Annotated in this window: 18 protein-coding genes and 1 pseudogene; 8 read left to right on the forward strand and 11 right to left on the reverse strand. The window is 44.2% G+C overall.

The genetic code is table 11. The features are described from left to right. Positions 1 to 38: 38 nt before the first annotated feature. Entirely contained in the window at positions 39 to 608 is a 570-nt protein-coding gene (locus KUV50_RS04945) for an L-threonylcarbamoyladenylate synthase (protein WP_222578993.1), read from the forward strand. Here the strand turns inward: KUV50_RS04945 and KUV50_RS04950 are convergent. Continuing rightward, a complete protein-coding gene (locus KUV50_RS04950) occupies positions 600 to 1,556 on the reverse strand; it encodes a hypothetical protein (RefSeq protein ID WP_222578994.1) in 957 nt (318 codons plus the stop codon). The genes KUV50_RS04945 and KUV50_RS04950 overlap by 9 nt on opposite strands. 85 nt (positions 1,557 to 1,641) lie before the next feature. Here KUV50_RS04950 and KUV50_RS04955 point away from each other — a divergent pair, with 85 nt between their 5' ends. After that, positions 1,642 to 2,127, forward strand: a complete 486-nt coding sequence (locus KUV50_RS04955; protein ID WP_222578995.1) for an Lrp/AsnC ligand binding domain-containing protein — start codon at positions 1,642 to 1,644, stop codon at positions 2,125 to 2,127. Positions 2,128 to 2,239: 112 nt separating this feature from the next. Here KUV50_RS04955 and KUV50_RS04960 read toward each other — a convergent pair whose 3' ends face one another. Then, complete coding sequence (locus KUV50_RS04960; protein ID WP_222578996.1) at positions 2,240 to 2,791, reverse strand: hypothetical protein; 552 nt, start codon at positions 2,789 to 2,791, stop codon at positions 2,240 to 2,242. Positions 2,792 to 2,925: 134 nt separating this feature from the next. Further along, positions 2,926 to 3,993 (reverse strand): acyl-CoA dehydrogenase family protein, encoded by a 1,068-nt coding sequence (locus tag KUV50_RS04965; RefSeq protein ID WP_222578997.1) that lies wholly within the window; start codon positions 3,991 to 3,993, stop codon positions 2,926 to 2,928. A gap of 389 nt (positions 3,994 to 4,382) precedes the next feature. Between KUV50_RS04965 and KUV50_RS04970 the strand changes: the two genes are divergently transcribed. Next, positions 4,383 to 4,874, forward strand: a complete 492-nt coding sequence (locus tag KUV50_RS04970; protein ID WP_222578998.1) for a hypothetical protein — start codon at positions 4,383 to 4,385, stop codon at positions 4,872 to 4,874. A gap of 238 nt (positions 4,875 to 5,112) precedes the next feature. Here KUV50_RS04970 and smc read toward each other — a convergent pair whose 3' ends face one another. The 3 genes and pseudogenes from smc to KUV50_RS04985 form a co-directional block, all read right to left on the reverse strand. Then, entirely contained in the window at positions 5,113 to 8,670 is a 3,558-nt protein-coding gene (smc, locus tag KUV50_RS04975; RefSeq protein ID WP_261395004.1) for a chromosome segregation protein SMC, read from the reverse strand. Positions 8,671 to 8,801: 131 nt separating this feature from the next. Further along, a pseudogene (locus KUV50_RS19690) lies at positions 8,802 to 9,113 on the reverse strand (four helix bundle protein); the annotation flags it as partial. Between the two features lie 181 nt (positions 9,114 to 9,294). Then, positions 9,295 to 10,620 carry an MATE family efflux transporter gene (locus KUV50_RS04985; protein WP_222579000.1) on the reverse strand — a complete coding sequence of 442 codons (1,326 nt, stop codon included), beginning with the start codon at positions 10,618 to 10,620 and terminating at the stop codon, positions 9,295 to 9,297. A gap of 701 nt (positions 10,621 to 11,321) precedes the next feature. Here KUV50_RS04985 and KUV50_RS04990 point away from each other — a divergent pair. From KUV50_RS04990 to KUV50_RS05005, 4 genes are all read left to right on the forward strand, one after another. Beyond that, positions 11,322 to 12,077 carry a hypothetical protein gene (locus KUV50_RS04990; RefSeq protein WP_222579001.1) on the forward strand — a complete coding sequence of 252 codons (756 nt, stop codon included), beginning with the start codon at positions 11,322 to 11,324 and terminating at the stop codon, positions 12,075 to 12,077. Between the two features lie 52 nt (positions 12,078 to 12,129). Further along, complete coding sequence (locus KUV50_RS04995; protein ID WP_222579002.1) at positions 12,130 to 12,279, forward strand: hypothetical protein; 150 nt, start codon at positions 12,130 to 12,132, stop codon at positions 12,277 to 12,279. 721 nt (positions 12,280 to 13,000) lie between these two features. Next, positions 13,001 to 14,464, forward strand: a complete 1,464-nt coding sequence (locus KUV50_RS05000) for a T9SS type A sorting domain-containing protein (protein WP_222579003.1) — start codon at positions 13,001 to 13,003, stop codon at positions 14,462 to 14,464. Between the two features lie 23 nt (positions 14,465 to 14,487). Further along, positions 14,488 to 16,851: a gliding motility-associated C-terminal domain-containing protein gene (locus tag KUV50_RS05005; RefSeq protein WP_222579004.1), complete on the forward strand. Its 2,364-nt coding sequence runs from the start codon at positions 14,488 to 14,490 to the stop codon at positions 16,849 to 16,851. A gap of 257 nt (positions 16,852 to 17,108) precedes the next feature. Here KUV50_RS05005 and KUV50_RS05010 read toward each other — a convergent pair whose 3' ends face one another. The 5 genes from KUV50_RS05010 to KUV50_RS05030 all read right to left on the reverse strand — a co-directional run bounded on the left by KUV50_RS05010 (position 17,109) and on the right by KUV50_RS05030 (position 22,410). Next, a complete protein-coding gene (locus KUV50_RS05010) occupies positions 17,109 to 17,408 on the reverse strand; it encodes a type II toxin-antitoxin system RelE/ParE family toxin (RefSeq protein ID WP_222579005.1) in 300 nt (99 codons plus the stop codon). A 2-nt stretch (positions 17,409 to 17,410) separates the two neighbouring features. After that, the gene (locus KUV50_RS05015) at positions 17,411 to 17,638 is read right to left on the reverse strand and encodes a hypothetical protein (protein ID WP_222579006.1); all 228 of its coding nucleotides are present in this window, start codon (positions 17,636 to 17,638) and stop codon (positions 17,411 to 17,413) included. 666 nt (positions 17,639 to 18,304) lie between these two features. Further along, complete coding sequence (locus KUV50_RS05020) at positions 18,305 to 19,447, reverse strand: glycosyltransferase (RefSeq protein ID WP_222579007.1); 1,143 nt, start codon at positions 19,445 to 19,447, stop codon at positions 18,305 to 18,307. After that, positions 19,444 to 21,333 carry an ATP-dependent DNA helicase RecQ gene (locus KUV50_RS05025; protein WP_222579008.1) on the reverse strand — a complete coding sequence of 630 codons (1,890 nt, stop codon included), beginning with the start codon at positions 21,331 to 21,333 and terminating at the stop codon, positions 19,444 to 19,446. Before KUV50_RS05025 ends, KUV50_RS05020 begins: the two co-directional genes overlap by 4 nt. A 165-nt stretch (positions 21,334 to 21,498) precedes the next feature. Then, positions 21,499 to 22,410, reverse strand: a complete 912-nt coding sequence (locus KUV50_RS05030; RefSeq protein WP_222579009.1) for a DUF6089 family protein — start codon at positions 22,408 to 22,410, stop codon at positions 21,499 to 21,501. A 117-nt stretch (positions 22,411 to 22,527) separates the two neighbouring features. Here KUV50_RS05030 and KUV50_RS05035 point away from each other — a divergent pair, with 117 nt between their 5' ends. After that, positions 22,528 to 24,162, forward strand: coding sequence for a S8 family serine peptidase (locus KUV50_RS05035; RefSeq protein ID WP_222579010.1), 1,635 nt, complete (start codon positions 22,528 to 22,530; stop codon positions 24,160 to 24,162). The last annotated feature ends 69 nt before the right edge of the window (positions 24,163 to 24,231 follow it).

Here is a 24,231-nt window from a genome sequence, read left to right on the forward strand (position 1 = left end):
CGTTTCTGGTCTAGATTTTAAATCAGTACGTGCCATTTATGAAAAAAGAATTGCAAAACACAGTTGCCCATCTCAAACAGGGCAATGTCATTCTATACCCTACGGATACCATCTGGGGCTTGGGTTGCGACCCCTACAACCAGGACGCAGTAGATCAAATATTTACCATTAAAAAACGTGAAAAATCCAAACCACTCATAGTCCTTGTTGACACGCTGGAGCGACTAAGGGGATTAGTCCCGAAAATACACCCGCACCTGGAAAACATTCTACACTATAACGAACGCCCATTAACCATTATCTTTCCTTCTTCGGTGAGAAAATGGTCCGAAGGCATTACTGCGGAAAATGGATCCATCGCGATTCGCATCGTTCAAAATGACTTCTGTAAAAGCATCATCAAAGCTACGGATCGGCCGCTCGTCAGTACGTCAGCCAATATTAGTGATGATCCGTTCCCCATATCCTTCGATGACATTCACCCGCGTATAAAAGATGCAGTGGATTACATTGTGTCACCCCAACTGGAGGAGCGGCGGGATGAGGTCATGCCTTCTCTAATTGCAAGATATTCCACCAAACAAAAAGAACTTGTTTTCTTAAGGTAATAACTTGTGTAGCATTTCTGGAACAAGTTCATTCATCGCCACAGAATCTTGATTTTTGTACCACGTTTCATCGACCTTTTTTTGAAAATAAATCTGAAGGCTATCTTTTTGTGGCCCGGGGGCTATACTGATTGAAGACGACTTCGCATCATCGGTCCATTTTTCTGTACAAACCCGGTATACTTTCGAGTCAACCCTGAAATCCGTAAATAAACATACTGTATCCGGCACCACATCGCTTATCCCCACAACCTGATAGCCGGGTTCAGTGGCCAGGTTCAGAACTAATTTTTTGACCGCAATCGGAACCAAAGGATTAACCATAAACACCACATGATTAGCGGTAAAAAATGGCCGACCGCTACTATTCACCTCCGTCTCTTGATGACCATCAATCGATACACCCAATTCAAATCGATCCCGGGGTGCCAATTGATTAAAGAGACGCAGAATCGCACCAAAATCAACCGGTCCTAAAAACCTAAAATCAATAAACAGAGAATCCAGGTTTTCAATTTTGTACGCATCCATGGTTTTTAAAAATCCTTTCACTGCCTGGTCATTGCCCTGATCAATATTGACATACACACTCCCTGAAGCAATTTTTCTGGAGTAAAAGTCTGACTGACCGATGTACCAAGATTGTACTCCTTCCAACTCATTCGCAGTATATGTTTTACCAACTTTCCAGGGCGCGTCAAAAATTCCTCCCATATACACATATCCAGAATCGGTGGGTATAAAAAAATCACGTACTGCAACTTTTCCCAGCATCATCATTGGGGTCAACTCCTGACTCGTATCTAAGCGGATTTTGCTTAACTGATTTAAACGAAGCTTAGATAGCTCAGTCGAAGGTATCCGCTCCATCCCCAAAATCCCCAACAAGAGAATGCCGGCAAAAAGCAGAAAAACAGAAAGGTTGTATCGTATCAAGAATTGTTTCAATTCAACTAAAAATTAATATTTTCGCAAATTTTATAGCCTTTTATTAATTTTATTTTAATTTAATGGCTTTGACAACACCAATCCTATGGCAAAGATACATGAATTAGACGATTTGGACCGGCAAATATTGTCGATATTGATGACTGATGCTAAAATGGCATATACAGATATCGCCAAGCAGCTTCAGGTATCCGGAGGCACCGTCCATGTTCGCATGAAAAAACTGGAAGAAGTTGGCATTGTTAAAGGAGCCCGACTAGAGGTCGACGAAGCAAAGCTTGGATACGATATCATTTCCTTTATTGGTATTTTCCTGGAAAAAAGCAGTTTGTATGAAGATGTTATCCGTCAGATTAACCAGATCCCGGAGGTAGTCAATGCCTACTACACCACCGGTAATTACAGTATATTCACCAAAATTATCTGCAAGGACACCGATGATCTGCGGAAACTTCTCAGTGAAAAAATACAAGCGATAAGCGGAATCCAACGCACAGAAACCCTTATTGCTTTGGAAGAGCGGATTGACCGGCCAATCTCGTTAGATGTAAAAAATACGCAAGATCGGTAAGTCATACTTGATACGATCCCGATACCAGAGAAGATCCTTTGTTATTCTCCAGAGTCTCAAGACCCTGGCTATGATCTATCGACCCTAGATCGGGCTATATACGCCGTTTTGATCAAAACCGGTACGCCAGCGTCAGAGCCACGGCATTGGAACTAAACCCCGCATTGAAACTGTAATTCGTCTGGTCATCATTCCTTTTTTCCTGTCGAAAGGTTAGTGCCGGAATGGTTTCAATATTCACATAAAATGATTCCGCAAAGTCATACTGAAAACCCAAAACATAGCCCAGACCGATCTGGTATGCCCAGGTGTTGACCTGATTTCCAACAGAGCCATAAGCGAACGACACCCGAGGTTCCAATCCATGGATAAATTTCAATTTTTCATTGATTGCTCTTCTGTTTTCGATGCCAAACGCATACCCTAATCCCAAATTCCACGTCGAGCTGTTTGAATTCCCAGTCACTCCGACATTGACCAATCCCAATCTATGCCGATAATACTGATCGATCCGGTTTTCCTTTTTATAGACAAAATCAAAATCTTCCAGACCGGTCAATCGAATACCGAGTTCCCGGTTGGGCAAATCCTGGGCATGCCCATTCGTTCCAAAAATCACCACAACTATAACCACCGTAAAACATCTTAAGAGAGTACCAATCATAATCTGCCATATTTTATTTTATCTTGACAATCGCAATATCGCCATATAACTGGAGACTGTCAACAATGAATTGACCTTATGGTATATTTAAGAACCTAAGTATGGACAAGACAACAGGTAAGTGGTTTGATTTTTCACAATGAACCGGGACTTAAAAGAAAATGTGCTGCCGCTGTTTTGATATTCCGGTATGTAGCATTGATTTGCGAATTCATTCGAATCCCTTCCATTCCTGTATGCCGATGACACTGATCGATGCTAATCAACAAACGATCAGTTATCTGGATACACTGTCGGGAAAATTGCTTTTCAGTTTCTTTATCGACTTCTTTTATTTCAGCGGAATGCCATATTTTTTCAGCGTATTGATACAGATCATTTCGGGAAGCTTGCCAGGTCTTCTCCAGATGATCTGCAGCAACTGCCGATCGTGAATCTAACGAAAAATTTCTGCGGACTACATAATCTCTGTACAGATTCAGATACCGGAATGTCGTGCCAATCAATACCGGGACAAACAAGGCCCGGGCATAGAGCATAAAAGGCAGTTGCAGCAACCGATTCTCGATTAATAATTGATCCGGAGCCACGGTAAAGGCATGTTTTTCGGGTACAAAAACATCGTTGATTCGGAATGAATGACTGTCAGTGGCGCGCATTCCCATGGCATTCCAGTCCTTGATGACCGTAACCTGCTCAGCAGGTACGATGACCGCTTTGACACGGATATCATTCGGATCTTTCACGATCCGGCAATTAGCGGTAAAAGCCGTCGCATGCAACGATCCGCTGGCATACTTCCAGGCACCAGACACTTTGTACCCTCCCGGAACCGAAACAGCCTTTCCTCCGGCATAATCCGAGCCGGCAATCACCTGATCCGGTCTACCTAAAAAAGACCTGGCCACCGCTTCCTCTAGATAAGCAGCAAACACACCACCGCCCGCACCGATCTGTACGATCCACCCCAGATTCCCCTCTATGCGCGAATAGGCTTCAATGATGCGCATTCCCGTGGTCAGGCTACATCCCAATCCGCCCCGTTCTTGGGGAACAAAAAGATGAAAATGCTGATTTTGGGTAATCACCTCTAGTGCTTCCCGCGGGAAATACCCCAATTGGTCCAGGGAGGGCTGCAGATCGATGAGTTGTTTTTGATCTTCTTCTGAGAAAAAGTATTGTGAATTATGAAGTGTGTCCATTGTATTATTTTTTTTTATGGGTATAGGTATCACAGTAGAATACTCCTGAAGCATGCTAAAATATGCATATTTTTAACACCTTATTTATCAGATAATTATAAAAGAAAATATTCTTAACAGCTGAAGCAATAGAATGTATTTCACAAACATCACAAATCTTGTGATTTCATTTGACAATTATTTTATGAAGCCACACAGTAATTCCGTGAAACAAAAAGGGAATATAAAACCTTGAGCTTCCAATTTGACACCTCAGATAAACCCCATGAATTCCTGAAACATCTCCCAGAAATGGAATTCTGCATAAAAACAAATTACGTTCTATTTCCGTTCTTTCTCTAAAGATTGCTTATTTTGGAACCAAACTACGTAAAGCAGCAGGAGTTACTATGCGCATAAACCATCATTTCATTTTTTGGGTATTACCCCTCGTCGTATATGCTATAACCAGCTGCGTCACCCGACCTGACTTCCCCATTGAGCCGGAGATCGAGTTTGTATCTATGGACGGAAATCAGATGGTCCAGAACAGCTTCAATACCGACTCCATCCGGGTGACCTTTTCATTCACCGATGGAGACGGAGATCTGGGCGATAAGGACAGCCTCAATATTTTTATCCGCGACAACCGAGATCAGTTTGTGGCCAGCAAATACCGATTACCAGAACTTCCACCTGAAGGAGCGCAACGTGGCGTAAGGGGTGAAATCACCGTGACGATCTACACGACCTGCTGTATATTTCCCGATGGGACTCCCCCGTGCCAGGCTTCGCTGGCTTATCCGACAGATACGCTCCGCTATGAAATTTACATCCGGGATCGCGCCGGTCATGTCAGCAACACCATTCAAACAGACCCGATAATTATCCTTTGTCAATAGAGTATTGGGACGCCCTGTGGGGCTTTGGGACGCTTCGCTTTAGCTAGTGGGACGCTGGTATTGTTTGTGGTTTGGTTCTTTAGTTTAGAGCTAATTCTTGAGTTTTGTGGTTTGTATAGCTTTTCTAGGGTTTGTTAAGGGTTGCTGGTATTGTTTGTGGTTTGGTTTTTAGAAATTGATTGCCAGTCGGACTAACACCCAACGGCCAACACCCCGCAACCAAGTGTACATATACATACTATCCTGTGGTCGCCAATTCCGATATTTCCTCCAAATGCCGGAAGTCAACCGCCGCCACTTTGGACACCCCGGTATCCTCCATAAATACTCCATAGATCACATCGACGGCTTCCATGGTGAGCTTATTGTGGGTAACAATCACAAACTGGGACTCCTTCGAAAATTCTTTGATGATCCGGTTGAACTTGTAGATATTGGCATCATCCAGTGGTGCATCCACTTCATCGAAAATACAGAAAGGAGCGGGTTTCAACAGATACAAAGCAAATAATAAAGCGGTTGCTGTCAGCGTCTTTTCTCCACCGGACAACTGGCTGATCGATTTGGGCTTTTTCCCTTTGGGTTTGGCGACGATCTCAATTTTCGATTCGAGGGGGTTCTCAGCATCGAGTAAGATCAGATCGCAGGTATCGTCTTCGGTGAACAATCGGCGAAACACCTCGATGAAGTTCTCCCGCACCTGATTGAACGCATCCATAAATTTCTGCGTAGCTGTCGTCTCGATTTCGTCGATCGTTTCTATGAGCTGTTTCCGTGCATCAATCACATCATCGCGCTGCTGTACAATGTTGTCATAGCGTTCTTTGATTTCATCAAAAGCTTCTACGGCCAGTGGATTAATTTCCCCATAATTTTGAATGCGGTTCTTCAGTTTTTCACTTTTCTGCTCCAGGTCATCCCGTTTTTCCAGCATCGTGGAATCGACCTCATCCGGGATGTCCTGATCACCGATTTCAAACTCTATTTGCATTCGTTCAATGATACGGGAAATGGCAAATTTGATGGAATTCATGGTGTCCTTCCATCCATTCACCAGGGACTGCGAATTGCGGTATTGCTGATTCAGAGATTTCACTTCCGCCTCCAGTTCACCCACAGCAGACCGTGCTTTGTAATAGTCGCGCTCGGCATCATTGAGAAGGGCTTCCTTTGATTTCCGAGTCTCCATGTCCTTTAGTAAGCTTTTTTCGTACTGTTTGATCGATAATTGAAGTTTTTCGATGGCCTCTTCTGATTCTTCCACCTTACGAACAGAGTGGGACAACTCCTTTTTGAGCGAATTCTCTTTCTCGGAAATCACTTCCTGCTCCCGGTGCACCGTTTCAAGCAAATTTTCCTGTTGCACGACTTTGATATGAAATTGGTTGTATTCCTGGCGCAAGGCGTTGTATTGGTCGGATAAGGAACGGTACAGCGTGTCCTTATCTGCCAATTGCTTCTGTTTTTCATTTAATTCCGTCTGAAGCTTCTTCCATTTTTCCTTCTGCATTCCCCACTCTTTCGCGTCCATCTCGATGGCTGTGATGAGTTCACGGAGGTTATTCTTCTCTTTTTCGAGGGATTTTTCTTCAATTTCCATCGTCGTGGTGATCTTCATTTGCCGCGATCGCACCCCATTGACTTCATTGGTCCAGGAACGAAGATTTTCTTCGATTTTAGTCGTGTCGAGTTCTGATATTCGATCATTGAGTTGATCCAATTCCTCCTCACAATTTTGTATTTTTTGCTGAATTTCTTCGATTTCATTTTCCAGCTGATCGATCTGTTGTTGGCGCCCCAGTTTGCTGCCTTCAAACAAATTAACTACACCCCCGGTCATCATTCCTTTAGCACGTTGAATCCGGCCGTCTTTCCCAAGAATAACTTTCTCAGGATTTCCAGACCATTGATCTTCTGTTCCGGACTCCGCGAAATAGACGTTTTTTAGCAGGCTTCGAAAGAGCGGATCATATTTTGGATCATAAGACACCAGGTCGAGTGCCCGTTCTTCACCATCGTCAGCATCTGGTGTATCTTTCACGGAACCATCCAGTTCATCCAGGATAAAAAATTGCCCTCTGCCCTTGTCCGATTCACTCAACAACCGGATCGCTTCCACCGCATCATCGACCGATTGTACCACAAAATAATTCAAGTACTGATCGAGAAAAGATTCCAACAATCCACGATAGGGCGGCTCTGCGGACAACAGGTCCGACAGAATTATGCCCCTCCCCTTCCAGGATTTATTGCGCGACAGGAATTTGATGCTCTCGGGAAACCCTTCCATTTTGCGCATAAATTCGATGAGCAGCTTGCGTTCATTGGTCTTTGCATCCAGCTGACGATTCAATCGTTGCAAAACCTTGACAATCGACTCCTCCTTGTTCTCCAGGTTTTCTTTTTCAGATTGTTTCTGAAAGATCTCTTCCTCCAGTTGATCGATTTTGGCCACCCATTTTTTCTCTTCGTTGACCAGTTTCTCCACTTCTCCCTGTCTCCCCTCCAGTGCCCTTTTAATTTCTTTGATTGATCCTTCCAGACGCTGCTGATCGTGCACATAGGTTTCCTGTCGTGATTCACTGATGGCGATGGATTTCTCCAGATGGGCCGTTATTTTCTCCAGTTCTCGTATGTCCGCGTATTGACTATCAAAAGACGCTTTACTGTTTTCGTATTTTTCTTTAAGTGCATTGAGCTCTTCGGAAGCTTTTTCCCATTCGTTCTTCATTTTTCGATGAGTGGCTTCTTCCTGCGCCGCCTTTTCATCGTACCGCTTACGCTTTTCGGCCAGCTCTTTTTCCTCACCTTGCAAGGTCGTGATGCGGTTGTCGTGTTCGCTTCTTTCTTTGCTTCGAAAATCAAGTTGTTGTTTATCGATCCGGAGATTTTCTTCGGTGTTTCTTATTTTAGCTGCCAGCTGATTGATTCCTTTTTGAGATTGAGACAAGGCAATTTCCTGATCTGTATTGGCTTTTTTGACCGTTTCTATTTCTGCTTCTTTCTGCGTGATCGACGTCTCCAGCTGTCGGATGCGATCCATTTCTTTCTCGAGTTTTGCGGCTGTCTCTTTTTTCTCTTTCCGATGGTGGTGCAGCTGGATTGATGCCAGCGCGGTACTCAATTCCTTGTATTCATTTTTGATTTCGTAAAACCGCTTGGTCCGGCGCGCTTGCCGTTCGAAGGATTTGAGGTTTTTCTCAATTTCAAAAACGAGGTCTTCGATCCGGTCCAAATCCTCTTCGGTATGTCGAAGCTTGTTGAGGGTTTCTTTCTTACGTTCTTTATACTTCGAAATCCCGGCCGCTTCTTCAAACATCATTCGGCGGGCATTCTCCTTATCGGCCAGGATGTCATCCACCATCCCGAGTGCTATGATGGCGTATGAATTGGACCCGATACCGGAATCCATAAAGAGCGCTTTGATGTCTTTTAGCCGGCATTTCACATCATTGATCTGGTATTCACTTTCTCCGGAGCGATACAACTTTCGCGTCAAAGTAATTTCTGTGTACTCGGTCGGAAGGAGATTTTTCGTATTTTCAAAAGTGAGTGATACCCGGGCCACCTTGCCCGCTTTTTTGGCCCGTGATCCGTTGAAGATCACATCCCCCATGCTCTCAAGTCGCAGTTCCCGGCTGCTTTGTTCCCCAAGTACCCAACGCACAGCATCAACGATATTACTTTTGCCCGACCCATTGGGGCCGACAATTCCTATAATGTCGTCTGTAAAAAGTATATGGGTCTCATCGGCAAAGCTCTTGAAACCCTTCATCTCTATTCTCGATAAGCGCATGGATACAAAAATACGGCTTTTCCGATACTAATGAAATGTGGCTTTTCACAAATTGTGGAAAACTTGGTAAAAGGGGAAAGGGGAAAGGACGCTTCGCTGTTAGGGGTTAGGTGAAAGAGAGATCCAAGATTTCAAGTTTTGACACTGAGGTATTTACTGTACCCGGATATCATTCTTTGAACTTCCTTAACTTCAGCTAGTGCATTATCTGTTTCAGGTATATGATATAACTCCATCATCAGCAATAACTGAGTTTCCAATTCGAACGCGGATCCAAGAGAAATGGACAAAAACCTTTGTAGATCTTTATCTGAACATCTTCCGCATCCTTCAGCAATATTTGAGGGTATCGAAACTGAAGCTCTGTTCACTTGACTTCTTAACCCATATTTCTCGGAATCTGGCAGTTGATTCGTTAAAATATAAACCCGTTTAACCAGCTCAAAACTTCTTTTTCAAATATCCAGATTTCTAAAATTTCTCATGGGTTAAAAGAATGTGGACATTAAATATATGACTATTAATTCAATTATTCCAACTAAAATCCTTTCCCATTTCACCTTTCCTCTTTCACCTTTCACCTTTGAGCTTTGAGCTTTGAGCTTTGAGCTTTGAGCTTTCTTATTACTTATTAAAATAATACCTAAAATACACCATATTAATCACATAGACTGCAATCCAATACAGGATCTCCAAGGACCAGGCCGCTTCGAGCCCGAGCCCCATCCCCTTGACGCCGACGATCAAAAGAACCACATAAAAGGCTACACAGATCACCTGAATGGTCAGGGACAAAAGGACCTTTCCTGTCCCGATCAATCCCTGGAAAATAATCGTTCCCAGGATATAAAAGACGAGAATCCCCAACACGATGCGAAGTACCCCCTTGGATTGGTACAGAACGACCATCTGATCGGGATTCAGCAGCGGTTCCACAAAAAATGCCGGAAACAACAGAACCGGAATGGCGACCACCATGGTAATTCCAAAAGTGAGAATCGACGTTCTTTTTACAATAGCGAGTACATTACTGTACCGGCGGGAGCCCATGGCATTGCTCACCATGGTATTGACGGCCACGGAAAAACCCCACAACGGTATACTGAGCAGGAGGTAAAATATCCGGGCCAGATTGGATATGGCCAGTTCCCGCTCTCCCATATTCTCCACCAGGGCAAACAGGACAAACCAACTTGCCACGCCGGCCGTGGATTGCAGCACCAGTGGCATGGATATTTTGAGAATGTCTTTACTGATTCTGGAATTGATCCATACCTTGGACGGAATTTGATACTTTCTAAAGTCTTTACTCACAACAATGTGCAGTGCAAAACTCAGCAACCCGGCGAGTTCAGAAATATTACTGGCGATCGCAGCACCGCCGATACCGAGCGGCGGCATCCCAAAGTTGCCAAAGATGAGCCCATAGTTAAAGAACATATTCGTACCGAGCAGGATCACCGTAGCGAAAACAAGAAACTTCGTATTGGACACCCCGGTATACAGCGAGATCATCCCCAGGCCAAGAAAACCGGTAAACACCCCATAGGATCGGTACTGAAGATAGGTCACACTTTTTTCATAGATATTCTCATTGCTCATCAGAAATTTCAGAAACCAGGGAGAAACATACCGAACCACGACGAAGAACAGGATGGCCAGCATGAAAAGCATGATCAGATTGGTATTGAAGGTGATCCCGATCCGGCGCAACTGCTGTCCCCCATCCTGCCGGGCCATAATAATCTGACCCCCTCTGGAAAATCCGTATCCAATGGAAACGATGATCAAATAAAAGGCACTGACAAAACCAATAGCCGCAAAGTCATCTTCTCCCTGGTAAAAGAGAAAAAGGCTGTCCATCATGGCAATGGCATTCTGCACGATACTCCCCACCATGATGGGGAGGGCCAGAAATAGAATCTTCCTATATGAAATATCCTGACTCAAAAATCTTTCTTTGTTTCGTGCACAAAAGTAATTAAGAGTTTGAAAGCCGGAAGCATTTTACCTCGAAAATTACCGGGGTCGTCAGGCATGCACAGGTAAAAAAGGAATGCTTCGGGGTAAATGAGTGTCGCATTGTGGTTCTGGAATCAAAAGGAACCGTCCCCCAACAATTTGGGGATTGCTCCGGAATTGAATTATTTCCAAAAGCAGGATCATGCCTGAGGCAGACATGGTGCTTTTGTTACATTTTAGCAGCCGATGTATTATTACATCATGTGGAACTCACATGAAAAAAAGGTCATATACAAAACTAAGATTTGACAGATCTTCCTCCTTCGCTTTGCAGGCTTCGGCGGACAAGTGGAGATCTGTTAAATCTGCTCCGTAAAAACCATCCATATTTTATAATATAACGAAATCGTCATCTTATATGTTACAATAAGAATTATAAGAAGTATTCAAAATCAAAACAGTTAAAATAATACGACAATTTCACTTCACCCACAAACTTTAACTAATTATATTTTTATATGAGATAAAGATGGTCTATCATGCCCCAAGACAAACATTCATAAAGAAAATTTGGAGTGTTTTGAACGAGAATTAGTTTCAGCACTAGATCAATTAATCATAAAAATAGCTGACCAGAAGCCAAAGATCAAACCTTGAATTAAATAACAACAATATATATAAAACACAGCGTGATTCGCCGGTACCTTTTATTGGTTTTACACTTCGGGGTCCTATCCCATCTCGTGGGACAGGAGGTGTATTATGTAACCTTCCTGAATCCGCAAACCATATCCAGGACTGATTTGAGCAACTGCGCATCTTTGGATCCCATCACTCTACCCGATGATATAGATGTGGGTTCGATTGCATTTGATATTAACTTTCATCCGGATAGCAGGATGTATATAATTACCCACAATTATTTACTGCAATACGATTTTACTTCCCGGTCCTCTAAAATCATAGAGGATGGATCAGTGTTTTACAGCGACGCAGGAACCGTACCCGGAATGGCCATAGACGAAGAGGGTCATTTTGCAATAAATGGTGGCGAGGGGATTGTTGGAATGCAACATGTCGTAAAATATGATCTACGCTCCAGGCAGGTCCTTCAGGACCAGTCTTCCTATGAATGGTCCTACCACTTCATAGGCAGGATCCATGATTATTTCATTCCGGTTTTCAGATCAAAGTATTTTTATCCGGACAGCTCCGGGTTCTGGGTTTTTGATTTGGACGGTAATAAGCCGGTAAAGTATTTTGACTGGGGACAAGATCGCGAATATACCCTCCAATTATTATTGACAGCCCAGGTAAGAACAACCATATTGGGAGAAGGTCAGTCAATAAGTTCGCTGATGCCAGGCTATACTACGGATCAGCCGGTTGCGAAGATACTTCCGAAAGTGGATGTGAAAAAAGTATTAGAAGAGGATCGGATATAAGGATGCTATATTATGGAAACTATTTATCGTCATTAAATAGAAAAAAATAGATATGAAAAACAGCATTTTGATTATCGTAGTGATATTGATTTTTACTTCCATCTCTCAAGCCCAATCTTCCTGGGAGGATGTAACGATCTCCGCTCAGTATGCGGTAGCGCATCACGATAAACGTGTTTTTCATTCGAAAGAAGGTTATTAAGAGAGCGGCCAGAAAATTGGGGGACGTGGGAGTATGGTATTGTCGTATCGGCTGGGTGGGTGAATGGACTGCCGACCGGGGACGCCGAAAGCGCACCGATTGAACAAAGGTATACGAAAAGCACAATCAAAGGATGTAAACCTCCGGGGAAGCGAGAGCTCCTGCTCTCGGGCAGAATGACAAGACAAGCTTCAACAAATTGCAAGGAGCTGAGCTTAACGCAAAGCGTCACGCGGTGTGCCGCTCCCGCGGTACGCTAAAAGTAGCTACAGTCTGTCACTGCCTGCTACGCTCCGGAGTGGTATCTTACTTATAAAATCCATATGTTATCAGATAAATGAGACACAATGGCTAAGTTGATCAGTCACGGTGTATAATAATACAATAAGTGCTCAATTACTCTGCTAAACTATATAAATTTTAGAAGATGACATTCTGCTTTTAGCTGATGTTGTTAAAATTTAGTCATTCCTGTAAAATTAACAAATAAAATTTTTTCTGACCATAAAATAATGTTATATTGACCAATGCTAATCTATCCTGAAAAAATCCGTTTTTGCCTTATTGGTCGACCACTTGCGGTGAGCAGCAGGAAAGATAAAAACATTTTTGATAGGCTACAGATGGTAGCCCAATGCCTGTATTATGTCATAAAGTTGACGCAGGATATTTTTCCGCCCGAAGTGGATACCTGTAACATAACAAATAAAATTTAAAAATCATGAGAACTAAGATAACCATACATCAGCCACTTAAAGTTATCCCCATTCCGATTCCAATCTTCTCGTATATGAAAGATACTTACAGTGATATATGTTTTATTATTTTTGCATTTGTTTTCTCACTCCTATCCAATTTTTCAATAGCACAACCAATAGGAGTTGACACCGTTACGATTGCACCTCGACTGGTATTCCAGGGGGAACATTTCAATGGAGCAAAGGGTGTGGAGGGACTTATGCTAAATATTGAAAATAAATCGATCGGTAGTGCTTATTTAAATATTAATTCTGAATATTCGGGTTGTGATTACGGTATTGCTGAAATGGACATTGCCTATCACTATCAAATGGGTGAGAATAATTTTGATTTATATGTGGCTGCTCCTTCCAACGGACAGGGTATGTCTGTTGCAGATATTATTAACATACAAAGATTTATCAATAAAACATTAACCTTTGACAATTATGAATTTGTGGCTGCTGACGCAAATAATAATGGTGTGGTGGATACGAATGACGTGAATATGTGGCAACAAGCCAATTTAAATCCAACATTGTGGCCGTCAGGTGGGTATTGGATGGTCATACAGAATACAGATAAAGGCAATTTTGAAGCTACTTCTCAAAGTAGTGTTTTATATAACTATAGTCATGGTCCAGGCGATCTTATATCAGTCTATGGCAATCCAAGTGACAGTGGAACCGTGAACAATTTGTTTTCTTTTCGTGTGATAAAGAAAGGGGATGTGAATGCGAGTAATTGTTATTACTGCTGGAACTTTTGTTCTCCTCCCGCTCTTCTGAATACGGAGGAAATATATGTTGATCTAGTAGACAAAGAAATTTCAAAGGTTCGGTTGAACATTAATAATCCGAACGGTTTGGCCGGGATGCAGTGGTTTCTAGGGTATGATGAAAACGAAATAAAAATAGTCAATGTCCGGTCGGATATACCGGGACTTTCCAAAAAGGATTACCGGATTGGGAATGGAGAATTTCGAATGATGCATGTGGCTTCTGAACCAGGCGAAAAACGTTCAGTGAATAAACAATCATTCATTGAACTTTCGATCGTTCCCAGGAATACAGTCACCTTTTTCAAGCAAAGTCAACTACATACCACTTCCATTGAAATTGTGGACGGAGATTATAGAAACGTATCCGATGTATCGGTGGAAGTATCGGGATCCGATCGTTTCGATAATACCCTTGTTCAGACCAATCAATTCTATCCGAACCCAGTGAATAATCGATTAAATACCACTGTAATATCTGATCAAAATCAAGCTGTAGATATCCAATTGATAGATGTTCAGGGCAGGGTGATTCATTCCAACACCTGGATGATGGTGAAAGGAATCAATCGTCATTATGTCGAATTTACCGATTATCCTTCCGGCGTGTATTTCTTACAGGGATGGGGTGATAAAGGCTTGTCATTTCACCGGAAGATCGTAAAATAGGTCATCATTCAATAATTTAGGATATGGAAATGATCAGAATATTGATCGTGATCTTATTAACTGTCCCAATTCCGGGATTTACTCAAGACATATACCTGGGAACCCAGTTCAAGTTGTATAAGTTGGATCTGGCCACCTGCCAAATAGAGGAGTTACCCTATATCCCCTCGAGAGAGCAAAAGGTGGATTTACTCCATGGCTTGGCCTTTCATCCTAATGGAAAATTATACGCCTCGACCTATTATGATATTCTGGAGCTCGACTTGAACACCGGCAAGGCTGAACATTTGATACGTACTCCGGAGAAGTATGAGTTTCTGGCCACGCTGGCTATTAATGAGGAGGGGAGGATGATCGTCAGTAGTGGTGGAAATTATTTTTTGGATTACAATTTATATCAAAACAGATTATCGCCTCAATATCGGTTTGGTCCCGAAGGGAAGCTATTATTTGCCTGGGGCTTTTACGACACAGAGCATTTAATATTGGATGGTATAAATCAAGATTGGACAAGTCGATACCTTTGGACTTTGGATTTAGAAACCGGCATCGTCGACACGCTCCTTGAATTTAATAGCAATAAGATAGAATATGCTATGGCAGGCGTTACCAAGTATTATGATAATTGTATAGCGCCCAACTATATCGGACAGGCATACACCAGGAAAAGGAATGATGAGAACTTTAAGGGATTTTTTGGTCAAATTGATTTTGGTGCCGGTACATTGGATAAAATTTGTAAAGAAAAAATGAAGGAAGTGGTTACTGGCATCGGGAGTACTGACAATTTCCGGCACAATGGCTATCTGGTTGATATGGATGCCGACAATTCATCGGGCCATATGACCGGTGGATTCTATGATACCTTAACACCGTGTCATCCGGTTGGGCGGATCGCAGATGACGACATATCATATCGAATATGCGATCAAGCGATTGATTCTATTTCTTTCCGGATCAAGTCTTTCGGTGAACCGGCACCGATGTATGAAGAGATAAGCGCTTCTGAAAGCCTGCAAAAAACGGGACCAAAACGCTGGACCTGGCACAATCCACACGGCACAGACACTAAAAAAATATCGGACTTTCTTCGGAGTGTGCGGTACGAACCGGATTGGTCCCAAAATGAGTCCTATGAACGCACCGTAGTGATCACGAGTTATATAGCGGGAGATTCTACTCCATCGTGGAGCGTCTTCCAGCTCATAGGTACAGAGACCCTCGCAGGCCGCGATACTATAGTAGAATACTGTGGTGCGCCCGATTTTATCGATCTGCGGAAAAATATGACTTCTTCAGCCGACCGGAATGGTGGATGGTTTGAGCCGGGCCTCTCCAGTGGGAATACGCTGTTCATCCCGGGGAAAGATCCGGACGGGGAATATCGGTATATCGTGGAGTCCGCCGGAGGCGGATGTCTCGACACAGCTGTTTTTACTATAAAAATGGAAGAGGATCGAAAACTGGGACTTAAGCGGCATTATACGATTTGCCGGGGTACGGAAATAGCCGGACTGGCTAAACTGCCGCACCAGGGATACGACTCTATCCTCTGGTGGAACGGAGATACGACCTGGTCCACGGAAATTCAGCAGGACGATCACTGGCCATTATGGGTAAAAGCTGTAAAAGATGGCTGTGTATATCGCGATACCTTAACCCTGTATGAAACATCCGGTGGCATTCTCCTGGAAAGCTGGTATACGGATACTTTATTCATTTGTAAGGAGGAGGGAAAAAGTGTAGAGGTAGGACGGTTGGATTCGCTTCTGATGAACGAAAAGATGTACCATAAATATGATTCCATTGCATTCTTGTCTGAAGGAACATACACATTTCGGGGGTTCAGGGAGGACTGTATCATAGATAAAGAGATCGAAGTGGTAGAATGGGATCCCCAGACCACTGACTTTTCTAAAGCATTTTCCTGGTGCCAGGATTCTGTACTTATGCTCCACCTTCCGGAAGCAAAGGGGATGGAATTTTCTTGGTCAGACGGGACTCCCGGCTCTGATCGGACCATCGATGACTATGGAGATTACCGATTTAGGGTTTCGATCGGGTCTTGTGAAACGGAGAATTCTTATATGATCGTCCCAGGTGATGACTGCAATGAAAAATGCACCGTCTCCATCCCCAATGCCATCACACCCAATGGCGAGGGGATCAATGATAACCTGGAAGTGTTTTCGTCTTGTGATATCAGAGTGATCGAAATCAGGATCTTCGATAAATGGGGCGGGGAGCTTTACAGGGTGCAGGGTGGTGAAGTGGAAGCCTCGATCTGGGCAGATCTTCCGCCGGGGGTGGTGATGGTGCAGGTGATGTATGAGACGGGGCAGGGTGTGGTAGAAACGATAGCTGGCGGAGTGATGGTGGTGAAGTAGGAATTAGGGCGTCTCGTCTTAATGGACGAGACGGCTCCGGGATTGATACTTCCAAAAGCAAGATGCTTTTGCTACATTGCTTCCAGCTCCGGAATTGACATTACTTTCAAAAGTACGGTGCTTTTGTTACAGTGGAGCAGGATCGTGGCTGCGACAGACAGGGTGCTTTTCGCTTCGATACAACTCCTTATGATCTATTATCACTTTAAAATCCTTATACTGTCATTGCAGTAAAGCGGTATAGAAATTCCGCTCAACTACTTTTTCGTGAATTTATCCTTTGGATTTTGTGCTGCATGAAATATAGAAAGAATTATGATCTCATTTCTTTCAAGATAGCACTTATAAACAATTACGAAAGGAAAAACGGGAAGCACACATTCCCTATAGGTACTATTTATTTCTTGAAACAGGAAGGGATTTTCTTTTAATAATTGGAGTTGCTGATCTACAATTTGTTCAAATTTTCTACCCACACCAGAAGTTCGTTCTTCATACCAATAAAAAGCTTCTATAAACTCAGCTTCAGCCCGGGAAGAAAAAACGAGATCATACACTTTTATTTAATTCTATTTTTTATGATTTCCCAGGTATTTAAATCGTGACGATACTGTTCATACTCTTCCACACTCTCCTCTAGTTTTTTAAGAAAATCAGGATCATCCCAATGGGCGGACCTTTGCACTGAATCATCCGGCTTTAATAGCGTGTAAAGTGCTTCCAAAGTTGCCGCGTCGGCTTGATTTATGTAAGTATTCAATTTTTTTCGAAGGACATGATTTTCCATCTCCATACATTTTAGATTAAAACTACTTATTCTATTGAATTTATCCAAAAATAAAATACAAAAACCCGATATACTCAACAAGAAAAATCCGATCCTAAATATTGCGACTATAGTTTGCGAGCGGGCAGCTACCTGGGTACAACCAAGCTCCAGCTCCGTTCCTTTAGTCAGAGCAGGAGTCTTCTTGTTGTGCCTGCCTGATGAAGCACGGCAAGGTAGGTGAAGGCTAAGGCAGGCTCTGACTTCGCTGGGTGGTATCTCTCGAGCATTGTCCGCGGGGGCGTTCCTGGCATAACACCGACAGTTCTTGTCACAGCTTGCTACGTTTCAGCGTGGCCTTAGCATGATCGGCCAGCGGCACCCGACCCAGTTAGTTTATTTAAACCCATCCTGAGGCAGGCTCCTGCTCTCGGGAAGAATGACAAGAGAAATTTCAACAAATTGCAAGGAGCAGGAGCTTAACGCAAAGCGTCACGCAGTGTGCCGCTGAAAAGCGGTAAGCTCCTTCCACCCGGGGGCATCAGCTCCGAGACTTCCAAAAGCAAGATGCTTTTGTTACATTACAGCACCCGATGGTACGATCCTCGTCTCGCACAAAACTCCTTCTACCAGCACGACTTTCCCAAACCTGGCTCGATTTGATTGGCGCGAAAACATAATAACCTTTCAACCAATAACAGATACCCCCTCCAACACCTCAACCAATGCTTTAGATTCCTCCTGCCAGTTATACGTTTCCCTGGCTGAACGACACTGTTCTATCATTCTGTTATACAGCATATTATCACCAGTCATCTTCCTGATCGCATCAGCCAACACTTTGGGAGATAAACTCGTAACCAGCTCCCCCACCCTGTTTTCCTTCATCAGCGATTGATACTCCGGAAAATCCATATGAATCGCCGGTAATCCGGCATGGATATAATCAAAATACCGGTTGGCCAGACTGTAATAATAGCTTTTCGACGAACCACTCAGCAGATTCAATCCCACGGTCGCCTGCCCCGCCAGTTCCCGCAGCTCAACAGGCGATTTACGGCCAAAAAACACCACCCTGTCCTCCAATCCTTCCTTGTCCGCCCCCCCACCCTCACCTTCACCCTTAACCTTAACCTTAGCCTCAACCTCTACCTTTCTCTTAATCTGATCTACCACCTCCCCATCCCCCACCAGCCACAACCGCCATCCGGGCAAATACCGCAAACTCTCCACGGCCGTTTCGAGGCCCCGGCCTTCGTTGAGCGCTCCCTGATAATACAATATCTTGTCATCCAATCGTTTTTCCGGACTCACTTCAACACTCGGCAACAATTCCGGCACATTACGGACCACGGTAAACGATGGACCGTATTGCGCTTCAAAGATCCGTTTCAGAGACTGATTAACCGTCATATGTGCGGTGGCAAACGCTACACTTCGTCGTTCCACCCATCGCCATAGGGCTCGTTTGAGTGGCTTCTTTTCCAATTCAATGACCTCTGGATACCATTCGTGCAGATCCAATAGAAGCGGAGTCCCGTCTCCTCCCCGCAACCCCCACATCAATCCCGGCATCACATCGATATCAGCCGCATAGATCAGGTCGGTTTTGTGCTGGTTCACCAACCCGGCAATGCGCCGGTTGTAATCCAGGTACATGCCAGGCCCGTGATTCCATCGGGGTTCAATCTTTCCTTCAGGGTAAGCCGCAGTCTTTCGATCCCATACCGCAACTGTTCCACCGATGGACTCTATCGTACTGATTATCCGCCGAATACGCTGATCATACGCTAACTGCGAGGTCGTCCAGATGGATACCGAAGGTTTCATTGTGTTCTATAAATTTTTCCCGAGGAATATCTGATCTTCTGCCGGCGATATAGGTTTCGCACCACTTCTTTGGCTTGAAATTCATTGGTCTGCCCCACCACATAATCGGACAGATTCAAACCCTCATCCGGTATCTTCGTCATCAATTCAGAAGCCAGGGCCGATGTGTTTTCACCCTGAAGTGCCTCGTCCTGAAAATACAAATCACAGTGGGTACACCACGCCTCCGTATCTTCCCCAAAATATCTTTGCAAAAACCGGAAACGGCATTTTTTCTCAGCCACGAAAGCATGCATTTGGTCCAGTCCGGTCAGCTGCCGTTGTTTGAGTTCGCGGACCAATGCCATATCATACGGGATGTTCTCCAGTTGCCCCCGCCCCTCTGGGAAACGAATCACCCCATATTCCGCCTCAGGCTGGTAATCAACAATTCCATACCGGTGTAGTGCTTCCAACCGCTGAACAAGGTCTTCCCGGGAAGCCATCAGCACCTCAGCCATTTCATCCATATCCACAGAGATGACCGTCCAAAAAGCATTGTCCACCGTTCTCGCCCAATAATCGACAACTTCATACAAGCGCGGATGTTGATTCCGAATTTCGACCATCTGGTCGGGTTTCATCATCAATGTCACCCGCGCCTCCTGCAATACAGGTTCCTGATATTCCAGAATGTTCATCTTATTCAAAAGACTAAAAGCACTGTGAATCTGAAACGCCGAGGCCCCTGCCACTTCGGTCAATTCGGTCATATTAAATCGTTGTTCGACAAAGGTCGTTCCCCTGGGAATGTGGAAGTGATGTACAAACCGGCGCAACAACACCTCCAATACCTTTTTCTCCGGATAGGCCACATCCAATATGCTTTTCATTCCTTCGAAGTCCTCTTCGTTCCACAGCAAATAGACTTTGGACGGATCCCCATCCCGGCCTGCACGTCCGGTTTCCTGGTAATATTCTTCAACGGTAGAGACCGGCGCCATATGGATGATCCACCGCACATCGGGCTTATCGATCCCCATGCCAAACGCATTGGTGGCCACGACAAAGCGGTATTCTCCACTCAACCAATTTTCCTGGATCATAGCCCGTTCTTCTGGGGAGACCCCGGCGTGGTAATACATCCCGTTCAATCCATAGTTGGAAAGCATTCGCGCAATCTCTTCGGTGCCTTTCCGGTGCCGGATGTAGATGATGCCACTGCCCGAGAGGCTGCGGACGTGTTGGATGATAAATTTATACTTATCGGTCTCTTCATAAACATAGAGATTTAGATTGGGCTTATAGATCGATTGACGAAAAATTGCCGGATGGGTCAAGTGAAGTTGATCGATGATATCCTCTTCCACCCGGGGCGTCGCCGTCGCCGTCAGTGCAATCGCCGGTACAGAAGGATGAGATTCGCGAAATGACTTGATATTCCGGTAGGCAGGCCGGAAATCATGGCCCCACTGAGAGATGCAGTGCGCTTCATCCACGGCCAACAATCGGATATTAATTTCAGCGCAAAACGATAGGAAGGTCTCTGTTTCCAGTCGTTCCGGAGACACATAAAGGAGGACCGCAGAATCTCCATGCATCACATTTTGCAGTATCACCTGTTGATCGTGCGTTGACTTTCCGCTGTGCCAGGCATACGCAGCAATCCCCCGGTTCCGGAGCTGACGAACCTGGTCATCCATCAGAGCGATCAGTGGTGATACCACCAGGGTCACGCCCCCCATATGCAGGGCTGGCAATTGATAGAGCAGAGATTTCCCCCCACCGGTGGGTAAGATGGCCACCGTATCGCGCCCTGTCGTGATCGATTCGATGGCTTCCAGCTGATGCTCCCGGAATGTGTTAAACCCCCAGTATTCTTTAAGAAGTTGGTGAATGTCTGTCAAATGTGTACTCGTTTTAATACCAAGCTTGCATTTTAAATTAATCCCAAACAATGAAGTTACTCATAAGATGGTAATACCCAACAGGAAGATTTCTCCTGAAATTATTTAATCAAAAAACCTTTATGTGGCGAACACCATTAACACGGCTTCCCTTTCTCCTTTCTCCTAAAAAGAGTAACACCCAAATTTCGATTTACCACCAAAAGATATCTCTTCCAGCATATATGAAATTTTGAATAAAATAAAACCAAACACATCATTCCCCTGACCAATCGAACGAAAAGACGAGGAGAGGTTGTTGTCCTGATAATACATTTTTGCGACATCAATGGGATTGATTCCCTGGTCGGGATCATAAACACTCTCCCATCCTCTATTGGTCAGCAAAGCAGCCTGGTCTCCGCTCAGCAATAGATTGTCAAAATCAGGGTATCGGTCCGGACCGATATCATCGATATAGTCTGTAAAGAGCCACCGATAATCGACCTCCAGGCCTAGAATTAGCTGGGGGGTCACTGCATAGCTGACGCCCATGGTAATGGGTATTCCGAGCTGAAACAAGTTGTACGGTCGGGGTCGGTCTTGTTCATTGGGCAAGTATTGACCGGCCGTTCCCACTTCTTGCAGAAACACTTTTTGCCCCTGAAGGTTCGTCGTAAAAGGATTAAAATGGTAAACGGTCAGTCCGGTTCCCACATAAGCCGTAAATGGACTCCCCGACTCACCATAGGGATCAAATCGAATCAGGTTAAATATCCCGCGAACTCCTAATTCATCGATGTTCGTCACGAAGGATAAGTTCCGGTTGTGCCGGCCAAAATCCGCATCTGCCCCCTTGAGGCGTCCCCGGTTATAAAAAACCTGAGCTTTCCAACGTTCATTGAGATGGAAAGATATCTGCACCTGCCCTGCCAGGGCAGAGGTTTTCGTAAAGGATAGTGCATCGGGCAAAATATCACCATTGTACGCCGAAATACCGAGCCCTATCCCCAGCTCAAGAGTTTGAGTTCGAGCAGAGGGAGCAAAAAATAAAACGACACCAATGATCGTTAAGAAGAATCGAACATACAACTTCATAGAATAATCTTGCACGTTAAGCTAAAATATGTTACATATTATATAACATTCCGGTGTTTTGTAGGAAAAAATGTATTTTCGCGCCAATTACCTGAATTTCAATAATACTCAACCTATATGATTTACTCATTCAAAACCATTATTTCAACGATTTTATTTTTCTTATCCATTGTTATTATTTCCAACGCACAGAATGAAGGGTGGCTTCTTTTGGGTACAGATTCTACGAACGGTGCCAATGTAACACCAATTTACGAAAACAATCTGATCAAATCACCTGATAACAAAATCATCGTTGCAGTCATTGACGGCGGTGTAGAGCCGGATCACGAAGACTTAAAAAGTGTCATGTGGGTCAATCAAGGTGAAATCGCAGGCAATTCACAGGATGATGACCACAATGGCTATGCAGATGATATCTACGGATGGAACTTTATCGGAGGTCCCGATGGAAGAAATGTAGATCAGGACACCTACGAAATCACGCGTCAATACAAACGGTTGCATCAAAAATATGCCGATGTTGATCCGTTAAAGCTCAAGAAAAAGGAGAAAAAAGAATATGCGAAATATCTGACGTACAAAAAGAAAGTAGAGGAAGAGATGGAAAAAGCCAAAAATCAGTACGAAGAAATAGAACAGCAAAAAGTATTTATCAACAATTTCCTGGCGATGACACAAACCGTGGTCGGCGAAAAACGGGAAATCAGCACGGCAACCATAGATGAAATGAAAAAAGAAAAAAACAATGAGCACACCCAGGTGCTTGCTGTGCTGGAAAACATCCTAGAAAATACCGGTCAATCTTTTAGCAATTACGAAGCTTTTGAATCATTCATCATGGATGACATCGAAAAAGGGGAAAAGCATTTTGAATCCAAATTCAAATACGGTTACAACCCGGACTTCGATCCCAGAAGCATCGTACAGGACAATTATGAAAACAAGACCCAACGCTATTACGGGAATGCCGACGTCGCCGGTCCGGATGCTTTTCATGGTACCTTTGTCGCCGGAATCATCGGAGCAGACCGACACAACAATATTGGGATGAAAGGAATTTCTGACCAGGTTGAAATCATGGGCGTTCGCGTGGTACCCGATGGCGATGAAAGAGACAAGGATGTAGCCAACGGCATCATCTACGCGGTCGACAACGGCGCCAAGGTGATCAATATGAGTTTTGGAAAAGGGATTTCTCCGGACAAACGCATCGTGGATAAAGCCGTCCGGTATGCCGAGAAAAAAGATGTGCTTCTGGTTCACGCAGCAGGAAACTCATCCGAAGATATTGATGTGGAAGAAAATTATCCGACCGCCCTGTATGCCAAACGCGGCTTTTTCGGTGGTAAGAAATACGCCAAAGGATGGATTGAAGTGGGAGCTTTGGGTCGATTATCGGACCAAAACAGTGTAGCCAGTTTTTCAAACTATGGTCAAAAAAGTGTCGATATTTTCGCACCCGGCCATCAAGTTTATTCTGCAACCCCCGGAGATGGATATAAATTTGCTTCCGGCACCAGTTTTGCAGCACCGGTAGTGGCCGGTGTAGCCGCCATCATCAGAGCCAATTTCCCCTCACTGAGTGCCCAGGAAGTCAAAGAGATTCTGATGGAATCGGGCGATGAAATTACTGAACCCGTTATAAAACCCGGAACCGATGAAGAAGTCGATTTCAAAACACTCAGTGTAAGCGGTAAACGCATCAATGCATTCAAAGCATACCAATTGGCAGCGCGAAGAGCGAGCTAGGCAATTAGGGCGCTTTGGTTATTGGGTTATTGGGTTATTGGTTACTCAGTTTTTGAGTTATTAGTTATC

This window comes from Membranihabitans marinus, assembly GCF_019802045.1.
GTDB classification, from domain to species: Bacteria; Bacteroidota; Bacteroidia; order Chitinophagales; family Saprospiraceae; genus Membranihabitans; species Membranihabitans marinus_A.

Excerpts from the sequence above, each read along its gene's own strand:
- KUV50_RS04945 (WP_222578993.1), top strand. The coding sequence starts at position 39 with ATGAAAAAAGAATTGCAAAACACAGTTGCCCATCTCAAACAGGGCAAT.
- KUV50_RS04955 (WP_222578995.1), top strand. The coding sequence starts at position 1,642 with ATGGCAAAGATACATGAATTAGACGATTTGGACCGGCAAATATTGTCG.
- KUV50_RS04960 (WP_222578996.1), bottom strand. The coding sequence starts at position 2,791 with ATGATTGGTACTCTCTTAAGATGTTTTACGGTGGTTATAGTTGTGGTG.
- KUV50_RS04965 (WP_222578997.1), bottom strand. The coding sequence starts at position 3,993 with ATGGACACACTTCATAATTCACAATACTTTTTCTCAGAAGAAGATCAA.
- KUV50_RS04970 (WP_222578998.1), top strand. The coding sequence starts at position 4,383 with ATGCGCATAAACCATCATTTCATTTTTTGGGTATTACCCCTCGTCGTA.
- smc (WP_261395004.1), bottom strand. The coding sequence starts at position 8,670 with ATGCGCTTATCGAGAATAGAGATGAAGGGTTTCAAGAGCTTTGCCGAT.
- KUV50_RS04995 (WP_222579002.1), top strand. The coding sequence starts at position 12,130 with ATGAAAAACAGCATTTTGATTATCGTAGTGATATTGATTTTTACTTCC.
- KUV50_RS05000 (WP_222579003.1), top strand. The coding sequence starts at position 13,001 with ATGAGAACTAAGATAACCATACATCAGCCACTTAAAGTTATCCCCATT.
- KUV50_RS05005 (WP_222579004.1), top strand. The coding sequence starts at position 14,488 with ATGGAAATGATCAGAATATTGATCGTGATCTTATTAACTGTCCCAATT.
- KUV50_RS05015 (WP_222579006.1), bottom strand. The coding sequence starts at position 17,638 with ATGGAAAATCATGTCCTTCGAAAAAAATTGAATACTTACATAAATCAA.
- KUV50_RS05020 (WP_222579007.1), bottom strand. The coding sequence starts at position 19,447 with ATGAAACCTTCGGTATCCATCTGGACGACCTCGCAGTTAGCGTATGAT.
- KUV50_RS05030 (WP_222579009.1), bottom strand. The coding sequence starts at position 22,410 with ATGAAGTTGTATGTTCGATTCTTCTTAACGATCATTGGTGTCGTTTTA.
- KUV50_RS05035 (WP_222579010.1), top strand. The coding sequence starts at position 22,528 with ATGATTTACTCATTCAAAACCATTATTTCAACGATTTTATTTTTCTTA.